Here is a 20,581-nt window from a genome sequence, read left to right as displayed (position 1 = left end):
ACCTCTTACTTATGCACCACCACCAGCTTCTGGTTCACAAACTCTTTGATCCCCAGATCCGACAGCTCGCGCCCGTAGCCGGAGCGCTTCACGCCACCGAACGGCAGCTCTGGCGCGGTATCGGTGAGCCAGTTGATGTACACCATCCCGGTCTCAATCCGCGACGCCATTTTCTTCGCGCGCTCGATATTCTGGCTGAATACCGCCCCGCCCAGGCCGTAGTGGGAGTCGTTCGCCAGCGCCACCGCCTCGTCGTCGTTTTTCACCACGTACATCTGCGCCACCGGGCCGAAAAACTCTTCGAAATACGCCGGGTTATCGCGGGAAATATTCGTCAGGATCGTCGGTTCGAAGAAACTCCCGTCGCGCTGTACCGGTTTGCCGCCATAGTGCAGCGTCGCACCGTTTTTCACCGCCTCGTTAACCTGTCTGGTCAGCGTTTCGAGCGCATCTTTAGACGACAGCGGCCCCAGCGTGGTGCTTTCGTCCAGCGGATCGCCAATCTTCACCTGCTTAAACGCCTCGGTGAATTTGCTCAGGAAGGCCTCTGCAATCTTTTCATGCAGGATAAAGCGCTTCGCCGCGGTGCAGACCTGCCCGGCATTGTTGAGCCGCGCGTTAACGCCAATTTTCACGGCCTTCTCAAGGTCTGCGTCATCCAGCACCACGAAGACGTCGTTACCGCCCAGCTCCAGCGTGGATTTCTTGATGTGCTTCGCCGCCTGCGCCGCCACCACGCTGCCGGCCTTTTCGGAGCCGGTTAATGCGGCGCCCTGCACGCGATCGTCGGCAATGATATTCGCCACCTGCTCGGACGAGATAAACAGGTTGGTCCACGCCCCTTCCGGCGCGCCCGCCTCGCGCACCAGATGGGCAAAGGTCTCGGCGCAGTGCGGCACGATGCTGGCATGTTTGGCGATGACGGGGTTACCCGCCGCCAGGTTTGGCGCCAGGACGCGCATCAGCTGGTAGTACGGGAAGTTCCACGGCTCAACGGCCATCAGCACGCCGATGGGGTGATGCTCCACCCAGGCTTCACCGAGCTCAGAGTCGTACTTCACCGGGGCAAGGAACCGCTGCGCGTTGTCGGCGTAGTAGCGGGCGATCTGCGCGCACAGCTTCACCTCGCCGCGGCTCTGTTCGATGAGCTTACCCATCTCCTGGCTGGCGATTTTCGCAAGATCCTCCACGCGCTCGTCGATCAGATCGGCAAGCTTATAAAGCACCGGCAGGCGCTGGCTGATGTCGCCTTTCGCCCAGTCCGAATGATAAAGCGCATCGGCCGCGCTGAGCGCCGCTTCGATATCCGCGTCGGTATGTGAGGGGTATTCTTTGATGAGCTGGTTAGTGGCAGGATTTACTGTCTGATAAGCCATGTCGAATCTCCTTGTTTTACCGCTTAGGGTATTAAGGGTAGTCAACATGACTGGCTGTGGACGTAAAGTTGGGTATATCCGGAAGGTTCTTAATGAAGCGCTGCCGGACGGTTCGCTGACGTGGTATAAAAAATCTTCAGAAGGAGCGCCCATGACCGATACCCGACATATCCGCCAGACTTTTCACCGCGCCTCAGGCCTTGAGCTGCGCAGCACCTGGCAGAGCACGCAGGCGTACAAACGCCACAGTCACCCTCAGCTTTCCATCGGCGCGATTGTGGAGGGCCAGACCTGCTGCGTATGTCATGACAGAGAGTACATCCTTCATCCAGGGGACCTCATCGCGATCCCGGCCGGTGCGCCGCACAGCTGCAACCCCGTCGCCGGGCAACCGCGCAGCTACCATATGCTCTATATCGACACCGGGCTTCCGCTGGCGCTACAGGTGATTCGTAGCCCAACCCTCTTTGCCCATTACCTGGACGTTGTCGAGACCCTGTCTCCGGCGTCCCTTGAGACGCTGCTTTCTTCCCTTCCCCGCGCCGCGGATAACGCTGACGCGCTTCGCGGAACCAGCCAGCAGATTCAGCAGGCGTTTCTTTCCGATCTCACCAGCCCGCCTTCCCTCGACGAGCTTGCCCAACGCTTCTCGCTGCGCAAGGAAACGCTGATTCGCACCTTCAGGCAGGACACCGGCCTGACGCCGGGCAGCTTTCTCAACATCTCCCGCGTGGAGTACGCCAAGGTGCGGCTGCGTGCCGGGGACGATATTGCCGACGTCGGCTACCAGAGCGGCTTTGCCGACCAGAGCCATTTTCATAAGACCTTCGTCAGCTATACCGCCGCCACGCCGCGCCAGTACGCCACCGGCCGATCAATATCAGACAATAAATAGGCTCTGCAGCGCCGTAGTCTGACCGCAGATTGTTAACTGAGGTCGCTATGGAACTGTTCTTCCCTTCCGCTTTTCTCGCCCTGGCGCTGGCGCACTTTGTCGCCCTGTTAAGCCCGGGCCCGGATTTCTTCCTGCTGGTGGGCTACGCCGCGCGCTATCGGCTGCGCGGCAGCGCCGGACTGTGCCTCGGCATTGCCGCGGGCAACGCGCTTTATATTCTTCTGGTGATTATCGGCTGGAGCGCGCTGCGCCAGTTTACGTGGCTGTTTACGCTTATCGAGCTTTGCGGGGCGCTGTACCTGCTGTGGATCGGCTCGCATCTGATTCGCAGCCGCCAGCAGGCGCTGGCGCTGAATGAAACCCACCAGCGCTTTCCCTCACGGCAAAAGCAGATCCTGCTGGGGCTCGGTTCGGCGCTGCTAAACCCGAAGAACGCGCTGTTCTATCTGGCGCTGATGACGGCCTTGCTGGGGCCGGACGTCACGCTGCTTCAGCAGGCGACCTGCGGCGTCTGGATGGTGATGGTGGTGCTGGCGTGGGATGTCGCGCTGGTGTCGCTGATGGGGCTATCGGCGGTACAACAGAAGCTCAGCCGTTCGCTGTGGTGGATTGAGCGCACGGCGGGGGTGGTGCTGATGGGATTTGGCGGGTGGGTGCTGTGGCGATTGGTGGCAGAAAGTGTTTTGCCTATATAGAAAACCTACAAGAACATTATTACCTTACAAAATAAGTGACTTAGTTATGAGTATTTATTCCCTGACGTGGCAAGCTAAAGCCAAAGCAATCGTTAAGGGAACAACGTGAAAAATTACAAAGTTATTACGCCACTTTTTCCAACCTATGCGCAGGTTCAGGCAATGATGAAAGCCGTCTCCGGCTATTCAGTGAATTCTGTACGTAACATGATCACTGCAATTCAGGAACAAACCGGCACGCCGCAAAACCCGGTTGACTGGTCCGAACCTGATATGTGGATCAACGAACGCCTCAAAGGTGAAGACGCTGAGATCGCGCTGCGGATCTGGAATCAGGATAATCACATCCTCAATCCGCGCCATAGTTACGGTAGCTATTTGTTTCTAAACTCTTCAGTCTTCGCACTGATGGAAACGACGCCGAAAGATACCTGGGTACCCACCGAGGGCGGGCAGCAATTTCTGAATAATGAAGATGTCACGTTACGCTCGCTGGACGATAAAGAAGGGTTACTGCATCTTCTTGAACTGCTGGCTGGACGTGAAATGTCCCGTCGTGCTGACTTACTCCCGGAATGGCAGGCTTTTTTACACCTGCATTCAAAATTCGCTTCTACCAGCTCCATCAAAAGCACGCTCTACTCGCGCCTCTATAACCTGATCGATCGCGATATGGTCGCCCGAGAAGGAATGAGCTACTACATCACCGATAAGGGCCGCGCATGGTTAGCGAATGCCTTACCGGCCCGCAAAGCCGACCCACGAAAAGAACTTCTGGACGCAGTGAAGCGTTACAACCAGCAGCAAAAAGAGCAGCTTCGCGAACAAATAAGCACAATGAATCCCTACAAGTTTGAGCATCTGATTGGTCAACTTCTCGAGGCGATGGGTTATGAACAGGTGGAAGTAACCAAAGCGTCGGGCGATAAGGGTGTTGATGTCGTCGGCAGAGTACAGGTGGGCATTACCACCATCACGGAAGTGGTGCAGGTTAAGCGTATGCAGAGCAATATCACCCGCCCTGTTATCGACCAGTTACGTGGTGCGTTGCCTTATCACAGCGCGATCCGGGGCACACTCATCACCACGGGGCGTTTTGCCGGGAACTGTGAAAAAGCGGCTCTGCATCCCGGAGCTGCCCCTATTACCTTGATAGATGGTGACCGGCTGCTAGAACTGCTGATTGAGAATAATGTCGGCATCCGACGCAGCAATGCGGTCGAGCTGCTGGACGTGGATTTACAGCTTTTTGATGAGCTGGAAGAGGGATTAAAAGGCGAAATTTAACGTTATCGCGCTCTGTCTCCGGGAAACCGCCCGTATCCCGGAGACAGTTAATCAAGCCCCTAACCGATAATCCCAGTCATCCGAATGAATAACGTTACCGTCACGGTAATGCCAGGTAATCTTTTCATAACGAAGCTGAACAAGCTCAAGATGCCCCTGTTTTTCATGATAAGTCTCTTTCACGTCATGCATTAATGAAAACAGTGTGACGACTTTTACCGATTCCAGCGTTATCGTGAAATAGATTTCTTCCTGACCGGCATCATTGATTCTGTAAAGGTCGATAGTCGCTTTCCTGAGCGTACCGCCCGTGCTAAGCGCTTTATATAAATAAACGCTGGAGGCATCAATTTCCTTTTCAATGAGAAAGGGGCGATGCTGGCGTTTGCTCAACACTCTGCCATTATGCAGGTCAGAATTATAGCTTACGTTATGATAGAGCCCTAAAACCTCAATCTGGTTTTCACGGTCTGTGACTTTCACGCTCCCTTTTATAGTATTACCCGCATCGTCAGTTAATGACATATATCCCGGAATGGCCATTTAAATATCCTTATCGAATGGAACAGAGTGTTCAACGGTGGCGATCATGACGGCGAGACATCTTTTACCCTCAGGGCTTTTTATTTTAAACATCTCCCTGATGGAATCTACATAAAGCTTATTGCTCTCTGCTTCCGTCTCAGGGAAATTAGCAAAAGCGCAGACTTGTTCAATAGTGAGCAACGGTTTATCGTCTTTTAATATTGCTAAGACACCCTCAGGGTTATGCGGGATGGCTTCTGAAAGCGCCGCCTTTAAATCTTCAGCCGTACTGGCGTTTACTCCGGGTTCCAGGGCACTCGCCACCGCTAACCATGCTTGTGTTCCGCTCCTGATTTTCGGGATGACATGGTTCCACCATTCCGACTCACCGTTATCATTTGAGTTCATTTCACCAACAACAGTGCTGGCCCCCTTGTCGTTTATCATTTGTAAAATCTGTTCAGGCGTATGATTTTTGGCAAATAAGCCCATCGGTAAGGACAAAAAGAATAGCGCAATAATATATTTCATTATCGTACCACCAGTATTGTGTCACCAGAATCATAAATTATATGGCGCTTGTCCTGGCCGTTCATAATGATGCAACCTGCTGACGCAGTACCTGGCGGCAGTCCTTTTTTATCACCATGAATTTGAAAGTGATCTCTACCAAAGGTATTGGTTCCGGCTATAGGCTCAAGAATTATGGCCTCTGCACTTTTATGATTATTCCATCCGGCAATAAAATAAATACCTCTGGGGATGGGCCCTCTGTTTCGTTGACTTTCACACTCGGGTTTATCTTTCGATTCACCAGCGCCGCTGTAGCAGTTAGCGACAAACTCACCGTTATGGCTCAATACTCCTGTCGAGACTTTATATTCCCATGTCATTAATACCACCTCCTTTTACGAATAGTTCTTTATCTTATGATGGACAAGAAAATAGAAATTACCATGAAGATCACAAAAACTTACTGCCGAGAATAGACAAGCACAAAAAATATATAAAAATGAATAATAGGTAATTTTAATACATATATTTTTTAATATAATAGCGGTCTGTTCGCTCAGATTATGCATCCCCTCCTCTTACACCAGTTTTGCACTTTTAGTGAACTTCCCTCTATCCTTAACCCATGGAAAAAATAGCTGAACTCAAACGCGCCAAGCTGCTGGCGCTGTCGCTGCTGCTGGTTGCCGCCGCGGCGTTTATCACCACCCTGTTCCTGCCGCAGACCTTCTGGGTGCGCGGCGTGAAGGCCATTGCCGAGGCGGCGATGGTCGGTGCGCTGGCAGACTGGTTTGCCGTAGTTGCGCTGTTCCGACGGGTGCCCATTCCGTTTATCTCGCGCCATACGGCGATTATCCCGCGCAATAAAGACCGGATCGGCGACAATCTCGGCCAGTTTGTGCAGGAGAAGTTTCTCGACACGCAATCGCTAGTCGCGTTGATTCGCCGCTATGAACCTGCCCAGATGATCGGCGCCTGGTTCAGCAAGCCCGACAACGCCCAGCGCGTCGGGCTGCATTTGATGCAGGTGATGAGCGGTTTTCTCGAACTCACCGACGATGGACGCATCCAGCGGCTGCTCAAACGGGCGGTGCATAAGGCCATCGACAAGGTCGATTTCACCGAAACCAGCGCCGTGATGCTGGAGAGCATGACCAAAAACAACCGCCACCAGGTGCTGCTGGATGCGATCATCAACCGTCTGATTACCCTGATTCAGCGGGAGAGCACGCGGGACTTTATTGCCGATCAGATTGTCCACTGGCTGAAGACCGAACACCCGCGCAAAGCGATGGTGCTGCCCACCGAGTGGCTGGGCGATCAAAGCGCGGAGATGGTGTCGAACGCGGTGAACGCGCTGCTGGACGATATCAGCCACGACCGCACGCACCAGATCCGCCAGGCGTTCGACCGCGCCACGCTGAAGCTTATCGACAACCTGAAAAACGATCCGGAAATGGCGGCGAAAGCCGACAACATCAAGCACTACCTGAAAAACGATGAGGCGTTTAACCGCTATCTGGGAGAGATGTGGGCTGACCTGCGCCAGTGGCTGAAAGCAGATATGCAAAGCGAGGATTCGCGGGTGAAGCAGCGCATCGCCAACGCAGGGCTGTGGTTTGGCGAAACGCTTTCTAATGACGCCAGCCTGCGGGCGTCGCTGAACGAGCATCTGGAGCAGGCCGCGCACCGCCTCGCGCCGGATTTCGCGGCGTTTCTGACCCGCCACATCAGCGACACGGTCAAAAGCTGGGACGCCAAAGACATGTCACGCCAGATAGAGCTGAATATCGGTAAAGACCTGCAGTTCATCCGCGTCAACGGCACGCTGGTGGGCGGGACGATAGGCCTGATCCTGTTTTTACTCTCGCAGCTGCCTGCCGTGCTGGGGCATTAATCTACTTTGGGCGGCGCGATGACGTAGCGCGTCGCCTCAAAGCGGTTGAGGATCAGGTGCACCAGGAAGACCATCGTCAGCGTTGCGACCAGCGAAAAGGTAACGGAGGTGATGCGGTAGAGATCGCTGAACACCAGGTCAGTGTCCGGGTGCATGTTCTGCCCGAACATAATGCCGATGGTGGTGATGCTGGAAAACCCCACGCCCGCCCCCACCTTTTCCATCACGTGCAGACGCGCGCCAAACGCCAGCCCGAGGCCGATCAGCGGCATCATCAACAGCATATGGCTGCTGTGATCGTAGAGGATCAGCTGCACCACCAGAATGTAGAGGCAGCCCAGCACCACGCCGACCACGCGCCAGATCGAGCTCATCACCGAACCGCGGTAGTGCATGGGGAACAGAATTAAAATCCCCGCCATCAGCGCCGAAAGCGAATCGCTTAAGTCGCTAATCTGAAACACCACGAATATCAGCGTCGCGACGGTGCCGGAGAGCAGCGACTCGTGGCGCACGCGGGCATCGTCTTTCTCAATCAGCGGCGGCGGCCTGCGGGGCTCCACGTCCGGCAGGAGATAGTTCATCAGCGCGCTCAGGCACACCGCCATCACGCTCGCTTCGATGTTGGAAAACAGCAGCGTGTGCCAGCTGGTAGTGGGGTAGCTCATAAAGTTGAGCATCACGCTCTGGCACACCACGCCCATTGAGCCAAACAGGAACAGCGGCCCCTTGCTCATAAAGCGAAAACGCATCACGTACAGGGCAAACACCACCAGCGTCATGATGACCGGCCATTGCGACAGATAGCCGATAATGAAGATCATTTCGACGCAGTTTAGCGCGGCGCTGAAGATAAACTGCTTCGCCACGTGGCGGTTAAACACCGGCACCAGCGACAGGAGCATGATCGGATAGACTACGAAAAATACGCCGTAGCTGGTGTTGTAGAAGCTGGAGATGCTCAGCGCAATCATCCCGGCGAAGACGATGCGCAGGGTCTGGCGAAAGTCGTTTGCCGTATAGACGATGTTGCCGTGCGGGGTAAACACCCGCGCCAGGGTGCTAATAGACATAGTGAAGCAGGCTCACCAGGTGGATCTGCATCCCCGAGAAGAAGCGCGCAAACGGCCCCTCGCTGTTGTAGAGCTGCACGGTGGCGCGCGCGCCGGTCGGCAGGTGCTTCGGCAATTCTTCGTCCAGCGTCACGTGAATGCGCATGCGTTGGGCATCGCGCACCCAGCGGTTGGAGGTTTCCGGCTCGGACAGCTGACCGTTAACGGCCTCCTGACCCGCCAGTATACCCGCGTCGCTGCTGGTCACGTGGGCGCGGAAAACGTGCCCCGGGAAGGCGTCGAACACCACGGCGGCGTCGGTGCCCTGATGGGTGTGGCGCAGGCTCTTCTCGCGAAAATCGGCGACGATATCGGTCTGGTTGTTCACTAGCGCCAGCGCGGCTGAACCCGAGGAAGCGTAAAAGCCCGGGCTTAACTGCAGGTTACTGACCGTGCCGTCCGCCTGGGCATAGACCTTCGTCCAGCCGAGGTTAAGTTCCGCCTCATCCAGCGCGTTACGGTATTTTTGCAGCGTCACGTTGCGATGCTCGTCCCGCTCGCCGCGCTGAATGCGCAGGTTATGGATATTGGCCTGGATAGAGCTGACGGACTGCTCGCTGCTCTGCCAGGTGGTGCGAACCTTATCCAGATCCGCCTGCGAGACGTTCTGCAGGGTGCTCAGCTTCTGGTAGCGATCGAAGGTCACTTTGTCGTTACGCGCGGTCAGCACGGCGGTTTTCAGGCTGGCCTGCGCGGCAGCGATCTGCGCATCCAGCTGGTCGTTGGAAAGGCGTGCCTGCTCAAGCGCGATTTGCGCCGCTTCCACTTTATTGCGAAACGGCGTGTCGTCGAGCTCAAACAGCAGATCGCCTTTCTTCACCTGGCTGTTGTTGTGGACATGTACCGCCGCCACGTAGCCGGAGACGCGCGGAGAAACCGGCGTCACCACGCGCATCACGGTGGAGTCCGGCGTCAGCGGGATCCAGATATCCGCGACGATAAAGTAGACAAACATCAGCAGGAAAGAGGCAATACTCACCCTTACCCAGCGGGCAAACTTTTGTTCAGGGGTCATTATTTTTCGGTCTTGTTATCTTCTTCGCGGATTGTCCGCAAATTGCAGGCGAATTGATTCAGGGTGGCGCTGAAAATGTCGATATGTTCCGGCGCGATGTTTTGCGATACGCGCGCCTGATAGGTCTCAATCACCTGAGTGAGCCTTTTTAATATGGCTTTTCCCTCAGGCGTCAGCGTCAGAAGCCGGATGCGCTTGTCATAAGGCGATACGGAGCGCAGCAGGTAACCCTGCTTTTCCAGCTGTGTCAGGGTGCGCATCAGCGGCGGCAGTTCAATGCCCTGCACCTCCGCCAGCTCACTCACGGAGACGTTATCCCCGAGCTGATGAAGCTGCATCATCACCGTCCAGCTCGACTGGGTTAACCCGGTATCGAGAATGGCGTCGTCGATGACGGCACGCCACTGGCGCACGATCATCGCCATCCGCATGCCCATCGGCCTGCGGCTAAACAGTTCTTCTTCGCTCATGGGGAAACCTCTCGTCACACGCGGTAACGATAATAGTTATCAGGGTAAGTATCAAGAAACGAGAGGTAAAAGAGCAGGAATTGCGAAACGATTTTCTCCCTCTCCCCATGGGAGAGGGTCGGGGTGAGGGCACCAGCCCGCAGCAGAGTTTAGCGGCTAAAAAGTCTCTGAACGGCACTTTTCCCCGAAGCCGTCACCACCACCTCCCTGTACCCAGCCACCCGCTGGATCCACCCTTTGCTTTCCAGATGAATGAGCAGCGCCGCGCCCGCCTCACCGCCCAGATGAAACCGCCGCTCGCTCCAGTCCAGACAGGCGCAGCAGGCTTTGCGACGTGTATTGGGATTTAACGGAATACCAAGCTTCAGAAACTGCTCGCGGCCATACGGCGTGAGCGCTGAACCGTCTGCCTCCAGCCAGCCTTCCGCCTGCATAAAATCGTAGATGTGCACCGCAACCCTTCCGGCAAGATGGTCGTAGCAGGTTCGGGCCTCGCGCATGGCTTTCGGCGCGCTTGTTTCCGGCGGGGTGATGCGGCTCCAGGAGAGCCCCATCATCTGCTCCACCAGCGCCGCCACGTCGTGCCCCGCCAGACGATAATAGCGGTGCCGCCCCTGCGACAGGCAGGTAACCAATTGCCCTTCCACCAGCCGGGCAAGATGCCCGCTGGCGGTCGACGGCGCAACGTCTGCCGCCGCGCTCAGCTCGGTAGCGGTCCACGCCCGCCCGTCCATCAGCGCGCACAGCATCTTTACACGCGACGGATCGGCCATTGCGGCAGCCACCGCGGCAATGGCCTGTTCCAGCGCCGCGCCGTTATCAGGAGGTAGGCTCGTTTTTAACATGTGTCGCCCAGGGTTCGGTGATCTCTGCGGCCAGCTTATCATCATCCGTCAGCAGAATAAGGTGAACGTCATACATCCGCGTGCCCTCCGGTTTCGGAACTGTACTCCCGCACCAGCTGCGCCACCCGGATACGGTAGTACGCGAAAATCGACTCCCGCCCTTCGGCTTGCGCCGCCTGATGGAAGACGTTCTGCTTCCAGCGGCGGACGGCCTCTTCGTCGCGCCACCAGGAAAGCGACAGGATTTTGCCGTCGGTCGTCAGGCTCTGAAAACGTTCGATATCAATGAAGCCGTCGATGTCCGCCAGCAGAGGTTTGAGTTCGGCAGCGAGCTGTAGGTAGCGCGCCTGATGGGCGGGCGCGGCTTTGGCTTCGAAAATGACTGCAATCATGATGGTCTCTCCGTTGTGATGTCGGGGAGAGGATGCAGGGTAGAGAGGAATGATGCTTCGGCAAAGAGCGAAATGTTGTGCCGGATGGCGCTGCGCTTATCCGGCCTGTGGGCTCCTGTAGGCCCGGTAAGCGCAGCGCCACCGGGCAGGTTTTAGCTCAGAATCGACCTGGGCTCCATAAACGCCCGAATCCCCCACTCGCCCATCTCGCGCCCCACGCCGGAGTGCTTAAACCCGCCGAACGGCGCCTTCGGCTCATGGGCAAGGGTATTCACCAGCACGCGACCGGAAACAATCTGCTGCGCCACGCGTCGCGCGCGGTTCGCATCGCCGCCCAGCACCATCGCGCTCAGTCCGTAGTCGGTATCATTGGCAATGGCGACAGCCTCCGCCTCGTCACGATAAGGGATCGCGCACAGCACCGGGCCGAAAATCTCATCACGGGCGACCGTCATCTGGTTGTTCACGTCGGCAAACAGCGTAGGGCGCACAAACCAGCCGTCTCGCGTGCCGTCTGGTCTCCCTTCACCACCCGCCAGCAGGCGCGCTCCCTCTTCGATTCCTTTACGGATATAGCCCTGCACCCGCTGCCACTGCTTTTCGCTGACCATCGGGCCGACGTCCGTCGCGCTATCGCGCGGATCGCCCGATTTCACCGCCGCCACGGCCTGCGCCAATGCGGCTTCGATCTCCGCCTTGCGCGCCTGCGGCACCAGAATGCGCGTTCCGGCCACGCACGCCTGCCCGCTGTTCATAAATCCGGCCTGAATCACCAGCGGGATCGCCTGCGCCAGATCCACATCATCCAGCAGGATCGTCGGCGATTTACCGCCTAACTCCAGGGTAACGCGCTTAAAGCTCTCCGCCGCGTTGCGCAGGATCGCCTTGCCGGTATTCGTCGAGCCGGTAAACGAGATTTTTGCCACGTCGGGATGACGGCTGATGGTTTCACCGACGGTTTCGCCGCGTCCGGTGACGATGTTAAACACGCCCGCCGGCAGCGCGGCATCTCGCAGCGCTTCGGTGACAATCCGGGTTTGCAGGGCGCTCATTTCGCTCGGCTTGATGACGGCCGTACAGCCCGCAGCCAGCGCGGCCGCCAGCTTGCCGCAGATAAACCCCGCGTCGCTGTTCCACGGCGTGATGAGCCCGGCCACGCCAAGCGGCGTCATCTGCACCGTCGCTGCGCCTGCGGGGGTGATAAATTCAAACGCCTCCAGCGCCTCAATGGCCTGAGCAATCACCTCCGCCGGATAGCTAGCCATCCACGCAGAGCGCGAGGCGGGCGCGCCGTACTCTTCAATGACCGCTTCCAGCAGATCGTCGTGACGGGCGGCCACGGCGGCGTGCATACGTTTTAGCGCCGCGAGGCGTTCCTGTTTAGTGGTCTGCGACCACGCCGGGAACACCGCTTTCGCCGCCGCAACGGCACGCTCCGCGTCAATCTCATCCGCCAGACGAACCTGGCCGATGACCTGCGCCGTCGCCGGGTTGTACAAATCAAACCACTCGTTGCCGTGCGGGGTAACAAATTCGCCATTAATAAAGATCTGTTCGATGGTGTGCATATAAACCTCCTCAGGCTGTGTGAGCACAGTCTGTCACGGCTTCTCTGTTGCGATAATCCACGCTATGCTGCAAGGGTTGTTTCGATTTTCAGGATAATCTATGCATCGTTCAGGTCTGACAGAGCTGGAAGTGGTGATGGCGGTCGTGCGACGCGGCAGCTTTCGCGCCGCCGCGCAGGAGCTGGGCATGTCAGCCACGGCGGTAAGCAACGCCATCGCCGGGCTGGAGAGCCGCCTTGATACCCGCCTCTTTAACCGCACCACCCGCAGCGTGGCGCTCACCGACGCCGGACAGCGCTATGTGGCGCGTATCGGCCCGGCCCTGCAGGAGATCCGTCTCGCCAGCGAGGAGATCCACAGCGACACCGGGGAACCCGCCGGCACGCTGCGTCTGAACGTGCCGAACCATATCGGCACCCTGTTTCTGGACCAGCTGCTGATCGACTTTATGATCCGCTACCCGAAGATGCGCGTAGAGACCGTCAGCGAAGCGCGAATGATCGACATCGTCGCGGAAGGCTACGACGCGGGGATCCGCCTTGAAGAGTCCGTGCCGCAGGACATGATCGCCGTGCCGCTGACCGGGGAGATCCGCCAGCTGGTTACCGCCACGCCGGACTATTTTGCCCGTCACGGCATTCCGCAGACGCCGGACGATCTGCTTTCGCATCAGGGGATCGGCATGCGTATGGCCCACGGTGGGATCTACCGCTGGGAGCTGGCGCGTCGGGGGGAAACGTACGCCCTTGCCGTGCCACCGCGCTTTGCGACGTCCGATCTTTTTGCCTCGATCCGCGCCGTAAAAGCGGGATTAGGGGTGGGATTTTTGCCGGAACTGTATATCCGTGAAGAGCTGGAGCGTGGAGAACTGGTGAGCGTCCTAAACGACTGGGCGCAGCCCTTTGCCGGACTGCGCCTGTACTACCCCGGCCATCGCCACGTTCCGCCAGGCCTGCGGGCGCTGGTGGCAACGATCCGCGAGCGCGGGATTATTCCAGGTTAGCCTTGTTCAGCCCGTAAGCCGCGTCCAGCGAGCCCGGCGCCATGCGGGAGGTGATCCCCAGACGGTTCCAGGCGTTGATCGCCACGATGGCGAAGTTCAGCTCTGAAATCTCCACGTCCGAGAAGTGCTCCGCCACGCTGCGGTACAGCGCGTCGCTCACGCCGTGAACGCCAATCTGGGTCAGCGCTTCGGTGAAGGCCAGCGCGGCTTTCTCGCGGGCGCTGAACAGCGGGGACTCGCGCCAGGCCGCCAGATGGTACAGGCGCAGCTCGCGCTCGCCGGCAATTTTGGCCTCTTTCGAGTGCATATCCAGGCAGAAGGTACAGCCGTTCAGCTGCGACACGCGAATGTCGATCAGGTGCTTCAGCGCCGGGTCGATGGAGGTTTTTGCCACCTCCATGCTCAGGGCGGACAGGGCGTTGGCGAGGGCAGGTGTAACTTTATGGTGGTTGACGCGAGTGCTCATGGTCTTTCCTCTTTTTGTGCGGCATATGCCATGCGATGAGGCAAATCTACGCCGTTCATGACATAGTAAAAAGACACAAAAAGCGTGAAACGAGGTAGGACATGAAGCCGGGCTATCACGAGATTTATTCCCGCTATCGCGACAACATCACGCGCGGCGTGCTGAAGCCGGGCGATAAGGTGCCCGCCATCCGCGTGCTGGCGGAAGAGCTGAAGGTGGCGCGTAAAACGGTCGAAACGGCGTATGCCATTCTGACGGGGGAAGGGTATCTGGTGAGCCAGGGGGCGCGCGGCACGCGGGTCAACCCGGATCTGCTGTTGCCGGATAAGAGTGCCCCTGCGGAACAGCCCACCGGCGCGCTTCCGGCATCGCTCATCAGCCAGCGCGAGCGGGCCGGGTTTCTGCGCCCCGGCATCCCGGCCCTTGACAGCTTTCCGTATAAAAAATGGCTGCTGCTGGCGGGACAGGCGACGCGCGCCATGCGTCAGGAGGAGATGCTCAATCCGCCCGTTCTGGGCTGGTATCCGCTGCGCCAGGCCATCGCCAGCTATCTCAATATTTCACGCGGGCTGTCCTGCAGCGCCGAACAGGTGCTGATCACCAGCGGCTACAGCGGCAGCCTGCGGCTGATCCTCGACACCCTCGCCAGCCGCAGCGACAAGGTGGTGTTTGAGGATCCGGGCTACTTTATGGGCCAGCAGCTGCTCAAGCGGATCGTGCCGCGCCTGCACACGGTGCCGGTCGACCGTTCAGGTATCGACACGGACTACCTGCTCCGTCACCATCGCGATGCCCGTTTTGCCATCGTCACCCCGTCGCACCAGAGCCCGCTGGCGGTCACGCTATCGCTGCCGCGCAAGCAGCAGCTGCTCGACTGGGCCAGCCAGAACGAGGCGTGGATCATCGAAGACGATTACGACGGTGAGTTTCACTACACCCGCAAGGTGCTGCCGTCGCTGAAAAGCCTCGACCAGCACGACCGGGTAATTTTTATGGGCACCTTCAGTAAAATTATCATGCCGTCGCTGCGCATGGGCTACGTGGTGATGCCCGCCAGCACCGTCGGGGCCTTTACCGACTGCGCGGACATTACCACCAGCGGCCAGCCTGTGCTGACGCAAAAGATCCTCACCGCGTTTCTCAACGAAGGGCATTTTTTCCGTCACCTGAAAAAGATGCGCGCGCTGTATCAGACCCGCCGCGACTGGATGATTGCGGCTCTCCGCGAGGTGTATGGCGATCTGTTTTTCACCGAGCAAAACGACGGCGGGATGCATATTGTGGCGTTCCTGACCAGAGGCAGCGGTGACCGGGAAGTGGCGCGCTGCTGGCAGGAACAGCAGCTGCAGGTGAATGCGCTTTCGGAGTGGTATCGCGGCTCGGGCAAACGCTACGGGCTGGTGATGGGCTATAACAACGTGCGGTCGTATGAAGAGGCGCTGGCGTTGCTGGAGAGGCCGAAGCGGCAGACGCTTGCGCTGTTGAGCTGAAATCGCCGGGTGGCGGCTACGCCTTACCCGGCCTACGGTTTAAACATCATTGCGGGATAAACCAACGTCCTTGAGCTGCTCGTCGCTCATCTGGCTCAGGATGCGGCGAGTGCGGTTGATGCGATACCAGTTGCAGATCGTTTTGCCGATCCAGACAAACACGACGAACGGACGTTTTGAACGATTCTCATAGAATTCCATGATGCTCTCCTCACTGTACCAGTGGGGTTATCATCCTGGAAATCGGCCTGTGCAATACAGACTCAAAAACACCTTTTGTTTAACATACAGATCCGCTAAAACAGTATCTGCATGCCAATTTTTACGGCAATCTGTACTGGTTTTGTAATCTGTATGGTGAAAACAAAGGATACAGCATGACGCGCTATCAACATCTGGCCAACCTTCTGGCAGAACGTATTGAACAAGGGCTGTATCGCAGCGGCGAACGTCTGCCGTCGGTGCGCACGCTGAGCCAGGAGCACGGCGTGAGCATCAGCACCATACAGCAGGCCTATCAGATCCTCGAAAATCTCCAGCTGATCACCCCTCAGCCGCGCTCCGGCTATTTTGTCTCGCAGCGCAAGGCCCAGCCGCCGGTTCCGGCCATGACGCGCCCGGTGCAGCGCCCCGTGGACGTCACCCAGTGGGATGAGGTGATGATGCTGCTGGACGCCCGCGCCGACAAAGAGATGATCTCCTTCGGCGGCGGCTCGCCGGATATTAACCAGCCGAGCCTGAAGCCCCTGTGGCGCGAGATGAGCCGCATCGCGCAGCATAATCCTGCCGAGATGCTGAGCTATGACGTGCTCGACGGCCGCCTGGAGCTGCGCGAGCAGATCGCCCGCCTGATGCTGGACGGCGGCTCCACCGTAGCGGCGAACGAGATTGTCATCACCAACGGCTGCCACGGCGCGCTGTCGATTGCCCTGCTCTCGGTGTGCAAGCCGGGGGATATCGTGGCGGTGGAGTCGCCGTCGTTTCACGGCACCATGCAGATGCTGCGCGGGTTTGACATCAAGGCGATTGAAATTCCTACCGATCCCGAGACCGGGATCAGCATCGAGGCGTTAGAGCTGGCGCTGGAGCAGTGGCCGATCAAGGCCGTGATTCTGGTGCCCAACTGCAATAACCCGCTCGGGTTTATCATGCCGGAAGCGCGGAAAAAGCAGGTCTTAGCCCTGGCCCAGCGGCACGATATCGTGATTGTCGAGGACGATATTTACGGCGAGCTGGCGGCAGAGTACCCGCGCCCGCGCACCATTCATTCGATGGATATCGACGGCCGCGTGATCCTCTGCAGCTCGTTTACCAAAACCGTGGCGCCGGGCCTGCGCGTCGGCTGGATTGTGCCGGGGCGCTATTACGACCGGGTAATGCACATGAAATACGCCGCGGGCGGGTTTAACGTGCCGGGCACGCAGATGGCGGTGGCGGCGTTTATTCGCGACGGCCATTACCATCGCCACGTGCGCCGTATGCGTCAGATTTATCAGCAGAATATGGAAACCTACACCTGCTGGGTGCGGCAGTATTTTCCGGCGGAGATTTGCGTCACGCGCCCGCAGGGCAGCTTCCTGCTGTGGATTGAGCTGCCGGAGAAGGTCGACATGGTGTGCGTCAGCAAGCAGCTGTGTCGGCTGAAGATCCAGGCCGCGGCCGGATCGCTGTTTTCCGCCTCCGGGAAGTACCGCAACTGTCTGCGGATCAACGTGGCGCTTCCGCCGACGGAGAAGAATCGCGAGGCGCTGAAGAAGATGGGTGAAGCGATTGTGATTGCAATGGAGGAGTAGTGCGGCCTGATGCCCTCACCCCGACCCTCTCCCACAGGGAGAGGGAGAAAACCGATCCTGTAGGCCCGGTAAGCGCAGCGCCACCGGGCAACAGGCAGGTTACTCGTCGAAGTACCAGTATCCCTGGTTAATCAGCCCGGTGAGTTCTTCAACAAACGCCGGGTTATTCAGCGTATCGCCCAACTCGGCCTGGCCGAGTTCGGTGTAGCGGCACAGCGCATCCGCCGCCTTCGCGTCTACCGTCTCCAGCTGTTCGCTGTTGATAAAGAAGCTGCCGTTGACGTTCAGCACGCGCAGGCCGCTCAGGCGAGACAGCGTTTCGCCGCCCTGCAGCGCGTCCAGCACCTCTTCCGGCGCGTACGGCGGCTCGGCGGTGGCGATATCCAGCTCGTGGCGCGGCGTGGAGACAAAGCTGCCGAACCATTTTGTGAAATCATCCGGCTTGCTAATCATGTCGAACATCATCTGGCGAATGCGATCGAGCTCGTACTGCTCCACGCGGCCCGGGTGTTCGCGACAGCTCAGATCCGGATCGCTGTAGTGCTCGCCGCCCAGATCGTTTTCCAGCGCGTAATCGGCGAAGCTGCTGATCAGATCGCGACCGTTCGGCCCGCGGAAGCCGACGGAGTAGTTGAGCGCCGTCTCATGGGTAAAGCCGTCGTGCGGGAATCCAGGCGGGATGTAGAGGATATCGCCCGGGGCCAGATCTTCGTCGATGATCGGCTCGAACGGATCGACATGCAGCAGCGCAGGATGCGGGCAGAACTGACGCATCGGCAGCTTGTCGCCCACGCGCCAGCGGCGGCTGCCCATCCCCTGAATGATGAACACGTCGTACTGATCGATATGCGGACCCACGCCGCCGCCCGGCACGGAGAAGGAGATCATCAGGTCGTCCAGACGCCAGTCCGGCAGGACGCGGAACGGACGCACCAGCTCCGCGGCGGGCATATGCCAGTGGTTCACCGCCTGCGCCAGCAGCGACCAGCCGGTTTCGCCCAGATCGTCAAAATGCTCAAACGGACCATTGCTGGCCTGCCATTTGCCGTTGAAATGGCTCACCAGACGGCTATCGACTTCCGGCTCCATCGCCAGCCCTGCCAGCTCGTCCGGAGTAATCGGGTCGACAAAATTCGGGAAGGCATTTTTCAGCACTACGGGTTGTTTTTGCCAGTATTTCTCAAGAAATTCCGGCCAGTTCAGGTTCAGTTGATACGCCATGGGTAGCACCAGTGAGAGGGGAAACAGGCGCGATTATAGGCAAGAAGGCAGAGGGGGAACTTGTCATGGGTCAAACGAGGGCGTGTAGGTCGGGTAAGGCGAAGCCGCCACCCGACTCAAACACGCCGCGAAAACTTAATCGAGCTTCAGCTCGTCATAATGGGTAATCAGTTTACCCACAATGCCGTAGTCCAGCGCTTCTGCCGGAGACATCCAGAAGTTGCGATCGGTGTCTTTTTTCACTTTTTCCAGCGGCTGGCCGGTGGCGTCGGCGATCAGCTTGTTCACGCGATCCAGCATGCGGATGATCTCGCGCGCTTCGATCTCAATATCCGTTGCCTGACCGCGCACGCCGCCCAGCGGCTGGTGGATCATAAAGCGGGTATTTGGCAGCGAGTAGCGGTGCTCTTTCTTCGCCGCCAGGAAGATGGTGATCCCGGCGCTCGCCACCCAGCCGGTGCCGATGACGTGCACTTCCGGGCGGATGAACTTGATGAAGTCGTGGATGGTATCGCCCGCTTCCACGTGGCCGCCCTGGCTGTTGATGTACAGCTTGATCGGATCGTTGCTGACGCTTTGCAGCAGGATCATCTGGGTGATGACCTTCTGCGCCAGCTCCTGGTTGATCTCACCGGAGATCACAATCGAACGAGACTCCAGCAGTTTTTGCTGCAGAGCGCCCGCGCCGTTTGACCCTTCCGCTTTTTCCTTGTCGCTATCTTTCAGTGTGTAGTGCATTGTTATTTCCTCAGCTTGTCGCGCTCAAAACCAGAGTGTAGCCTGTTTTACCGGTGAAAGTCCTCACAGACAAATAACGAGGGATCTTATGAATATTGCCCATGTCGCACTTTGGACCCGTAGCCTGAACGCGCAGGTTCAGTTCTGGGAAACGGTGTTTGGTGGCCGCAGTAACGAACGCTACGTCAGTAAAAATCGCCCCGGTTTCGAATCACACTTTATTACGCTGGATGACGGGCCGACCATCGAGCTGATGACGCTGCCGGATCTGCCCGACGCCCCTGCGCACCCGGAGTTTATCGGCTGGGCGCATATCGCCATCAACGTCGGCAGCAAAGCGCAGGTCGACAGCATGGCGGAGCGGGCACAGGCCAACGGCACGCTGCTCAGCGCCCCTCGCATGACCGGGGACGGCTTCTATGAAGCGGTAATTGCGGATCCGGACGGCAACCGCATTGAGCTTGTGGGTGCATAAAATCAGCGTTTCGTTCCTTCACCGCTCCGGTCACGGATCGCTATACTTCATCTTCATACGGTTATCATATTGTTAAATGATAATGATAGTTAATGTGTTAAGATGAAAGTCAGCATAAACAGTCCCTTACGTAACCGGCGGGATTGTTTGCATCCTCGACATGTAAATCAGCACCGGGGCGGTGAATGGAACACATTGTGTATGTGGTTGATGACGATGACGCGGTCAGGCAGTCCGTGATCGGGCTGCTGGATTCGGCGGACCTGAACGCCGTCGGCTTTTCATCGGCAGAAGCGTTTCTTCAACACCGCTTTGAAGAGCTCCCGTCGTGCGTGGTCCTCGATATGCAAATGCCCGCCATCTCGGGCTTTGAGGTGGCTGATGCCCTTAAGGACAGCGGGCGCGAAATCCCGATTATTTTTCTTACCGGCCACGGCACTATCCCGATGTCGGTGCGCGCCATTAAAGGCGGCGCGTACGAATTTCTCACCAAGCCCGTCGAATCCACCGCGCTTATCGACGCCATCGAGTCCGCGCTTCAGCTGGCGGAACACAACGCCGTGCGCAATAAAGAGCACTATGCTCTGAAGCAGCGCCACATGTCCCTCACCCCGCGCGAGCACGAGGTGCTGACGCTGGCGATAAGCGGCATGCTGAACAAGCAGATTGCCGCCGAGCTGGGCGTCAGCGAGATCACGGTTAAGGTGCACCGTCGCCGCGTGATGGAGAAAATGCAGGTGCGCTCCGTGGCGGAGCTGGTCAGGGCCGTTGAGCGCCTGACCAATAGCCAGCCTGCGGAGTAACC

Annotated in this window: 23 protein-coding genes and 1 pseudogene; 9 read left to right on the top strand and 15 right to left on the bottom strand. The window is 58.1% G+C overall.

Annotated elements, in window-relative coordinates; genetic code table 11:
* Nucleotides 1-5 precede the first annotated feature (5 nt).
* The gene (locus NI40_RS02820) at nt 6-1,376 is read right to left on the bottom strand and encodes an NAD-dependent succinate-semialdehyde dehydrogenase (protein WP_039262262.1); all 1,371 of its coding nucleotides are present in this window, start codon (nt 1,374-1,376) and stop codon (nt 6-8) included.
* A gap of 151 nt (nt 1,377-1,527) precedes the next feature.
* Here NI40_RS02820 and NI40_RS02815 point away from each other — a divergent pair, with 151 nt between their 5' ends.
* The 3 genes from NI40_RS02815 to NI40_RS02805 all read left to right on the top strand — a co-directional run bounded on the left by NI40_RS02815 (nt 1,528) and on the right by NI40_RS02805 (nt 4,253).
* Nucleotides 1,528-2,271: an AraC family transcriptional regulator gene (locus tag NI40_RS02815; RefSeq protein ID WP_039262260.1), complete on the top strand. Its 744-nt coding sequence runs from the start codon at nt 1,528-1,530 to the stop codon at nt 2,269-2,271.
* 47 nt (nt 2,272-2,318) lie between these two features.
* Complete coding sequence (locus NI40_RS02810) at nt 2,319-2,966, top strand: LysE family translocator (protein WP_039262259.1); 648 nt, start codon at nt 2,319-2,321, stop codon at nt 2,964-2,966.
* 105 nt (nt 2,967-3,071) lie between these two features.
* The gene (locus NI40_RS02805; RefSeq protein ID WP_039262257.1) at nt 3,072-4,253 is read left to right on the top strand and encodes a restriction endonuclease; all 1,182 of its coding nucleotides are present in this window, start codon (nt 3,072-3,074) and stop codon (nt 4,251-4,253) included.
* Nucleotides 4,254-4,304: 51 nt separating this feature from the next.
* On the opposite strand, the gene tssD is transcribed toward NI40_RS02805, so the two are convergent.
* Genes tssD through NI40_RS02790 form a run of 3 tightly spaced genes read right to left on the bottom strand, consistent with a single transcriptional unit; the run spans nt 4,305 to nt 5,671 of the window.
* Complete coding sequence (gene tssD / locus NI40_RS02800; RefSeq protein WP_039262256.1) at nt 4,305-4,796, bottom strand: type VI secretion system tube protein TssD; 492 nt, start codon at nt 4,794-4,796, stop codon at nt 4,305-4,307.
* Nucleotides 4,797-5,309, bottom strand: coding sequence for a hypothetical protein (locus NI40_RS02795; RefSeq protein WP_039262254.1), 513 nt, complete (start codon nt 5,307-5,309; stop codon nt 4,797-4,799).
* A complete protein-coding gene (locus tag NI40_RS02790; RefSeq protein ID WP_039262252.1) occupies nt 5,309-5,671 on the bottom strand; it encodes a tlde1 domain-containing protein in 363 nt (120 codons plus the stop codon). The genes NI40_RS02795 and NI40_RS02790 overlap by 1 nt, the downstream gene beginning before the upstream one ends.
* 245 nt (nt 5,672-5,916) lie before the next feature.
* Here NI40_RS02790 and NI40_RS02785 point away from each other — a divergent pair, with 245 nt between their 5' ends.
* Nucleotides 5,917-7,188, top strand: coding sequence for a DUF445 domain-containing protein (locus tag NI40_RS02785; RefSeq protein ID WP_039260963.1), 1,272 nt, complete (start codon nt 5,917-5,919; stop codon nt 7,186-7,188).
* Here NI40_RS02785 and NI40_RS02780 read toward each other — a convergent pair.
* The 7 genes and pseudogenes from NI40_RS02780 to NI40_RS02755 form a co-directional block, all read right to left on the bottom strand.
* On the bottom strand, nt 7,185-8,261 hold the full coding sequence (locus NI40_RS02780) for a DUF2955 domain-containing protein (protein WP_023310256.1): 1,077 nt from the start codon (nt 8,259-8,261) through the stop codon (nt 7,185-7,187). The two genes, NI40_RS02785 and NI40_RS02780, sit on opposite strands and share 4 nt — an antisense overlap.
* A complete protein-coding gene (locus NI40_RS02775) occupies nt 8,251-9,318 on the bottom strand; it encodes an HlyD family secretion protein (RefSeq protein WP_127353288.1) in 1,068 nt (355 codons plus the stop codon). Before NI40_RS02775 ends, NI40_RS02780 begins: the two co-directional genes overlap by 11 nt.
* Nucleotides 9,315-9,785 carry a MarR family winged helix-turn-helix transcriptional regulator gene (locus NI40_RS02770; RefSeq protein WP_033144545.1) on the bottom strand — a complete coding sequence of 157 codons (471 nt, stop codon included), beginning with the start codon at nt 9,783-9,785 and terminating at the stop codon, nt 9,315-9,317. The genes NI40_RS02775 and NI40_RS02770 overlap by 4 nt, the downstream gene beginning before the upstream one ends.
* Nucleotides 9,786-9,934: 149 nt before the next feature.
* Nucleotides 9,935-10,630 carry an ArsR/SmtB family transcription factor gene (locus NI40_RS02765; protein ID WP_039260960.1) on the bottom strand — a complete coding sequence of 232 codons (696 nt, stop codon included), beginning with the start codon at nt 10,628-10,630 and terminating at the stop codon, nt 9,935-9,937.
* Nucleotides 10,605-10,694: pseudogene (locus tag NI40_RS24435) on the bottom strand (amino acid-binding protein); the annotation flags it as partial. The gene NI40_RS02765 and the pseudogene NI40_RS24435, both read right to left, overlap by 26 nt.
* Before the next feature lie 4 nt (nt 10,695-10,698).
* Complete coding sequence (locus NI40_RS02760) at nt 10,699-11,022, bottom strand: antibiotic biosynthesis monooxygenase family protein (RefSeq protein ID WP_033144543.1); 324 nt, start codon at nt 11,020-11,022, stop codon at nt 10,699-10,701.
* A gap of 152 nt (nt 11,023-11,174) precedes the next feature.
* Nucleotides 11,175-12,590 (bottom strand): aldehyde dehydrogenase family protein, encoded by a 1,416-nt coding sequence (locus NI40_RS02755; RefSeq protein ID WP_039260959.1) that lies wholly within the window; start codon nt 12,588-12,590, stop codon nt 11,175-11,177.
* 100 nt (nt 12,591-12,690) lie between these two features.
* Between NI40_RS02755 and NI40_RS02750 the strand changes: the two genes are divergently transcribed.
* Entirely contained in the window at nt 12,691-13,593 is a 903-nt protein-coding gene (locus NI40_RS02750) for a LysR family transcriptional regulator (protein WP_033144541.1), read from the top strand.
* Here NI40_RS02750 and NI40_RS02745 read toward each other — a convergent pair.
* Nucleotides 13,580-14,059, bottom strand: coding sequence for a carboxymuconolactone decarboxylase family protein (locus NI40_RS02745; protein ID WP_014882392.1), 480 nt, complete (start codon nt 14,057-14,059; stop codon nt 13,580-13,582). The genes NI40_RS02750 and NI40_RS02745 overlap by 14 nt on opposite strands.
* A gap of 101 nt (nt 14,060-14,160) precedes the next feature.
* Here NI40_RS02745 and pdxR point away from each other — a divergent pair, with 101 nt between their 5' ends.
* On the top strand, nt 14,161-15,549 hold the full coding sequence (gene pdxR / locus NI40_RS02740; RefSeq protein WP_039260957.1) for a MocR-like pyridoxine biosynthesis transcription factor PdxR: 1,389 nt from the start codon (nt 14,161-14,163) through the stop codon (nt 15,547-15,549).
* 39 nt (nt 15,550-15,588) lie between these two features.
* Here the strand turns inward: pdxR and NI40_RS22385 are convergent, their stop codons facing one another.
* A complete protein-coding gene (locus NI40_RS22385) occupies nt 15,589-15,750 on the bottom strand; it encodes a DUF1127 domain-containing protein (protein WP_039260956.1) in 162 nt (53 codons plus the stop codon).
* 176 nt (nt 15,751-15,926) lie between these two features.
* Here NI40_RS22385 and NI40_RS02735 point away from each other — a divergent pair, with 176 nt between their 5' ends.
* Entirely contained in the window at nt 15,927-17,342 is a 1,416-nt protein-coding gene (locus NI40_RS02735; protein ID WP_033144539.1) for an aminotransferase-like domain-containing protein, read from the top strand.
* Nucleotides 17,343-17,441: 99 nt separating this feature from the next.
* Here the strand turns inward: NI40_RS02735 and NI40_RS02730 are convergent, their stop codons facing one another.
* Nucleotides 17,442-18,563, bottom strand: coding sequence for a ribosomal protein uL16 3-hydroxylase (locus tag NI40_RS02730; RefSeq protein WP_039260955.1), 1,122 nt, complete (start codon nt 18,561-18,563; stop codon nt 17,442-17,444).
* A 135-nt stretch (nt 18,564-18,698) separates the two neighbouring features.
* Nucleotides 18,699-19,301 (bottom strand): ATP-dependent Clp protease proteolytic subunit, encoded by a 603-nt coding sequence (locus NI40_RS02725; protein WP_023310243.1) that lies wholly within the window; start codon nt 19,299-19,301, stop codon nt 18,699-18,701.
* An 88-nt stretch (nt 19,302-19,389) separates the two neighbouring features.
* On the opposite strand from NI40_RS02725, the gene NI40_RS02720 reads away from it, so the two are divergent.
* Nucleotides 19,390-19,776: a VOC family protein gene (locus NI40_RS02720; protein WP_039260954.1), complete on the top strand. Its 387-nt coding sequence runs from the start codon at nt 19,390-19,392 to the stop codon at nt 19,774-19,776.
* Between the two features lie 185 nt (nt 19,777-19,961).
* Nucleotides 19,962-20,579, top strand: a complete 618-nt coding sequence (locus NI40_RS02715; protein ID WP_033144524.1) for a response regulator transcription factor — start codon at nt 19,962-19,964, stop codon at nt 20,577-20,579.
* Nucleotides 20,580-20,581: the final 2 nt, after the last annotated feature.

Origin of the sequence: Enterobacter sp. E20, from assembly GCF_000801755.2 — a bacterium.
In the GTDB taxonomy this organism is placed as follows: Bacteria; Pseudomonadota; Gammaproteobacteria; order Enterobacterales; family Enterobacteriaceae; genus Enterobacter; species Enterobacter asburiae_B.
Note: the sequence above shows the minus strand (reverse complement) of the source record. Positions and strands in the feature narration are given on the sequence as shown.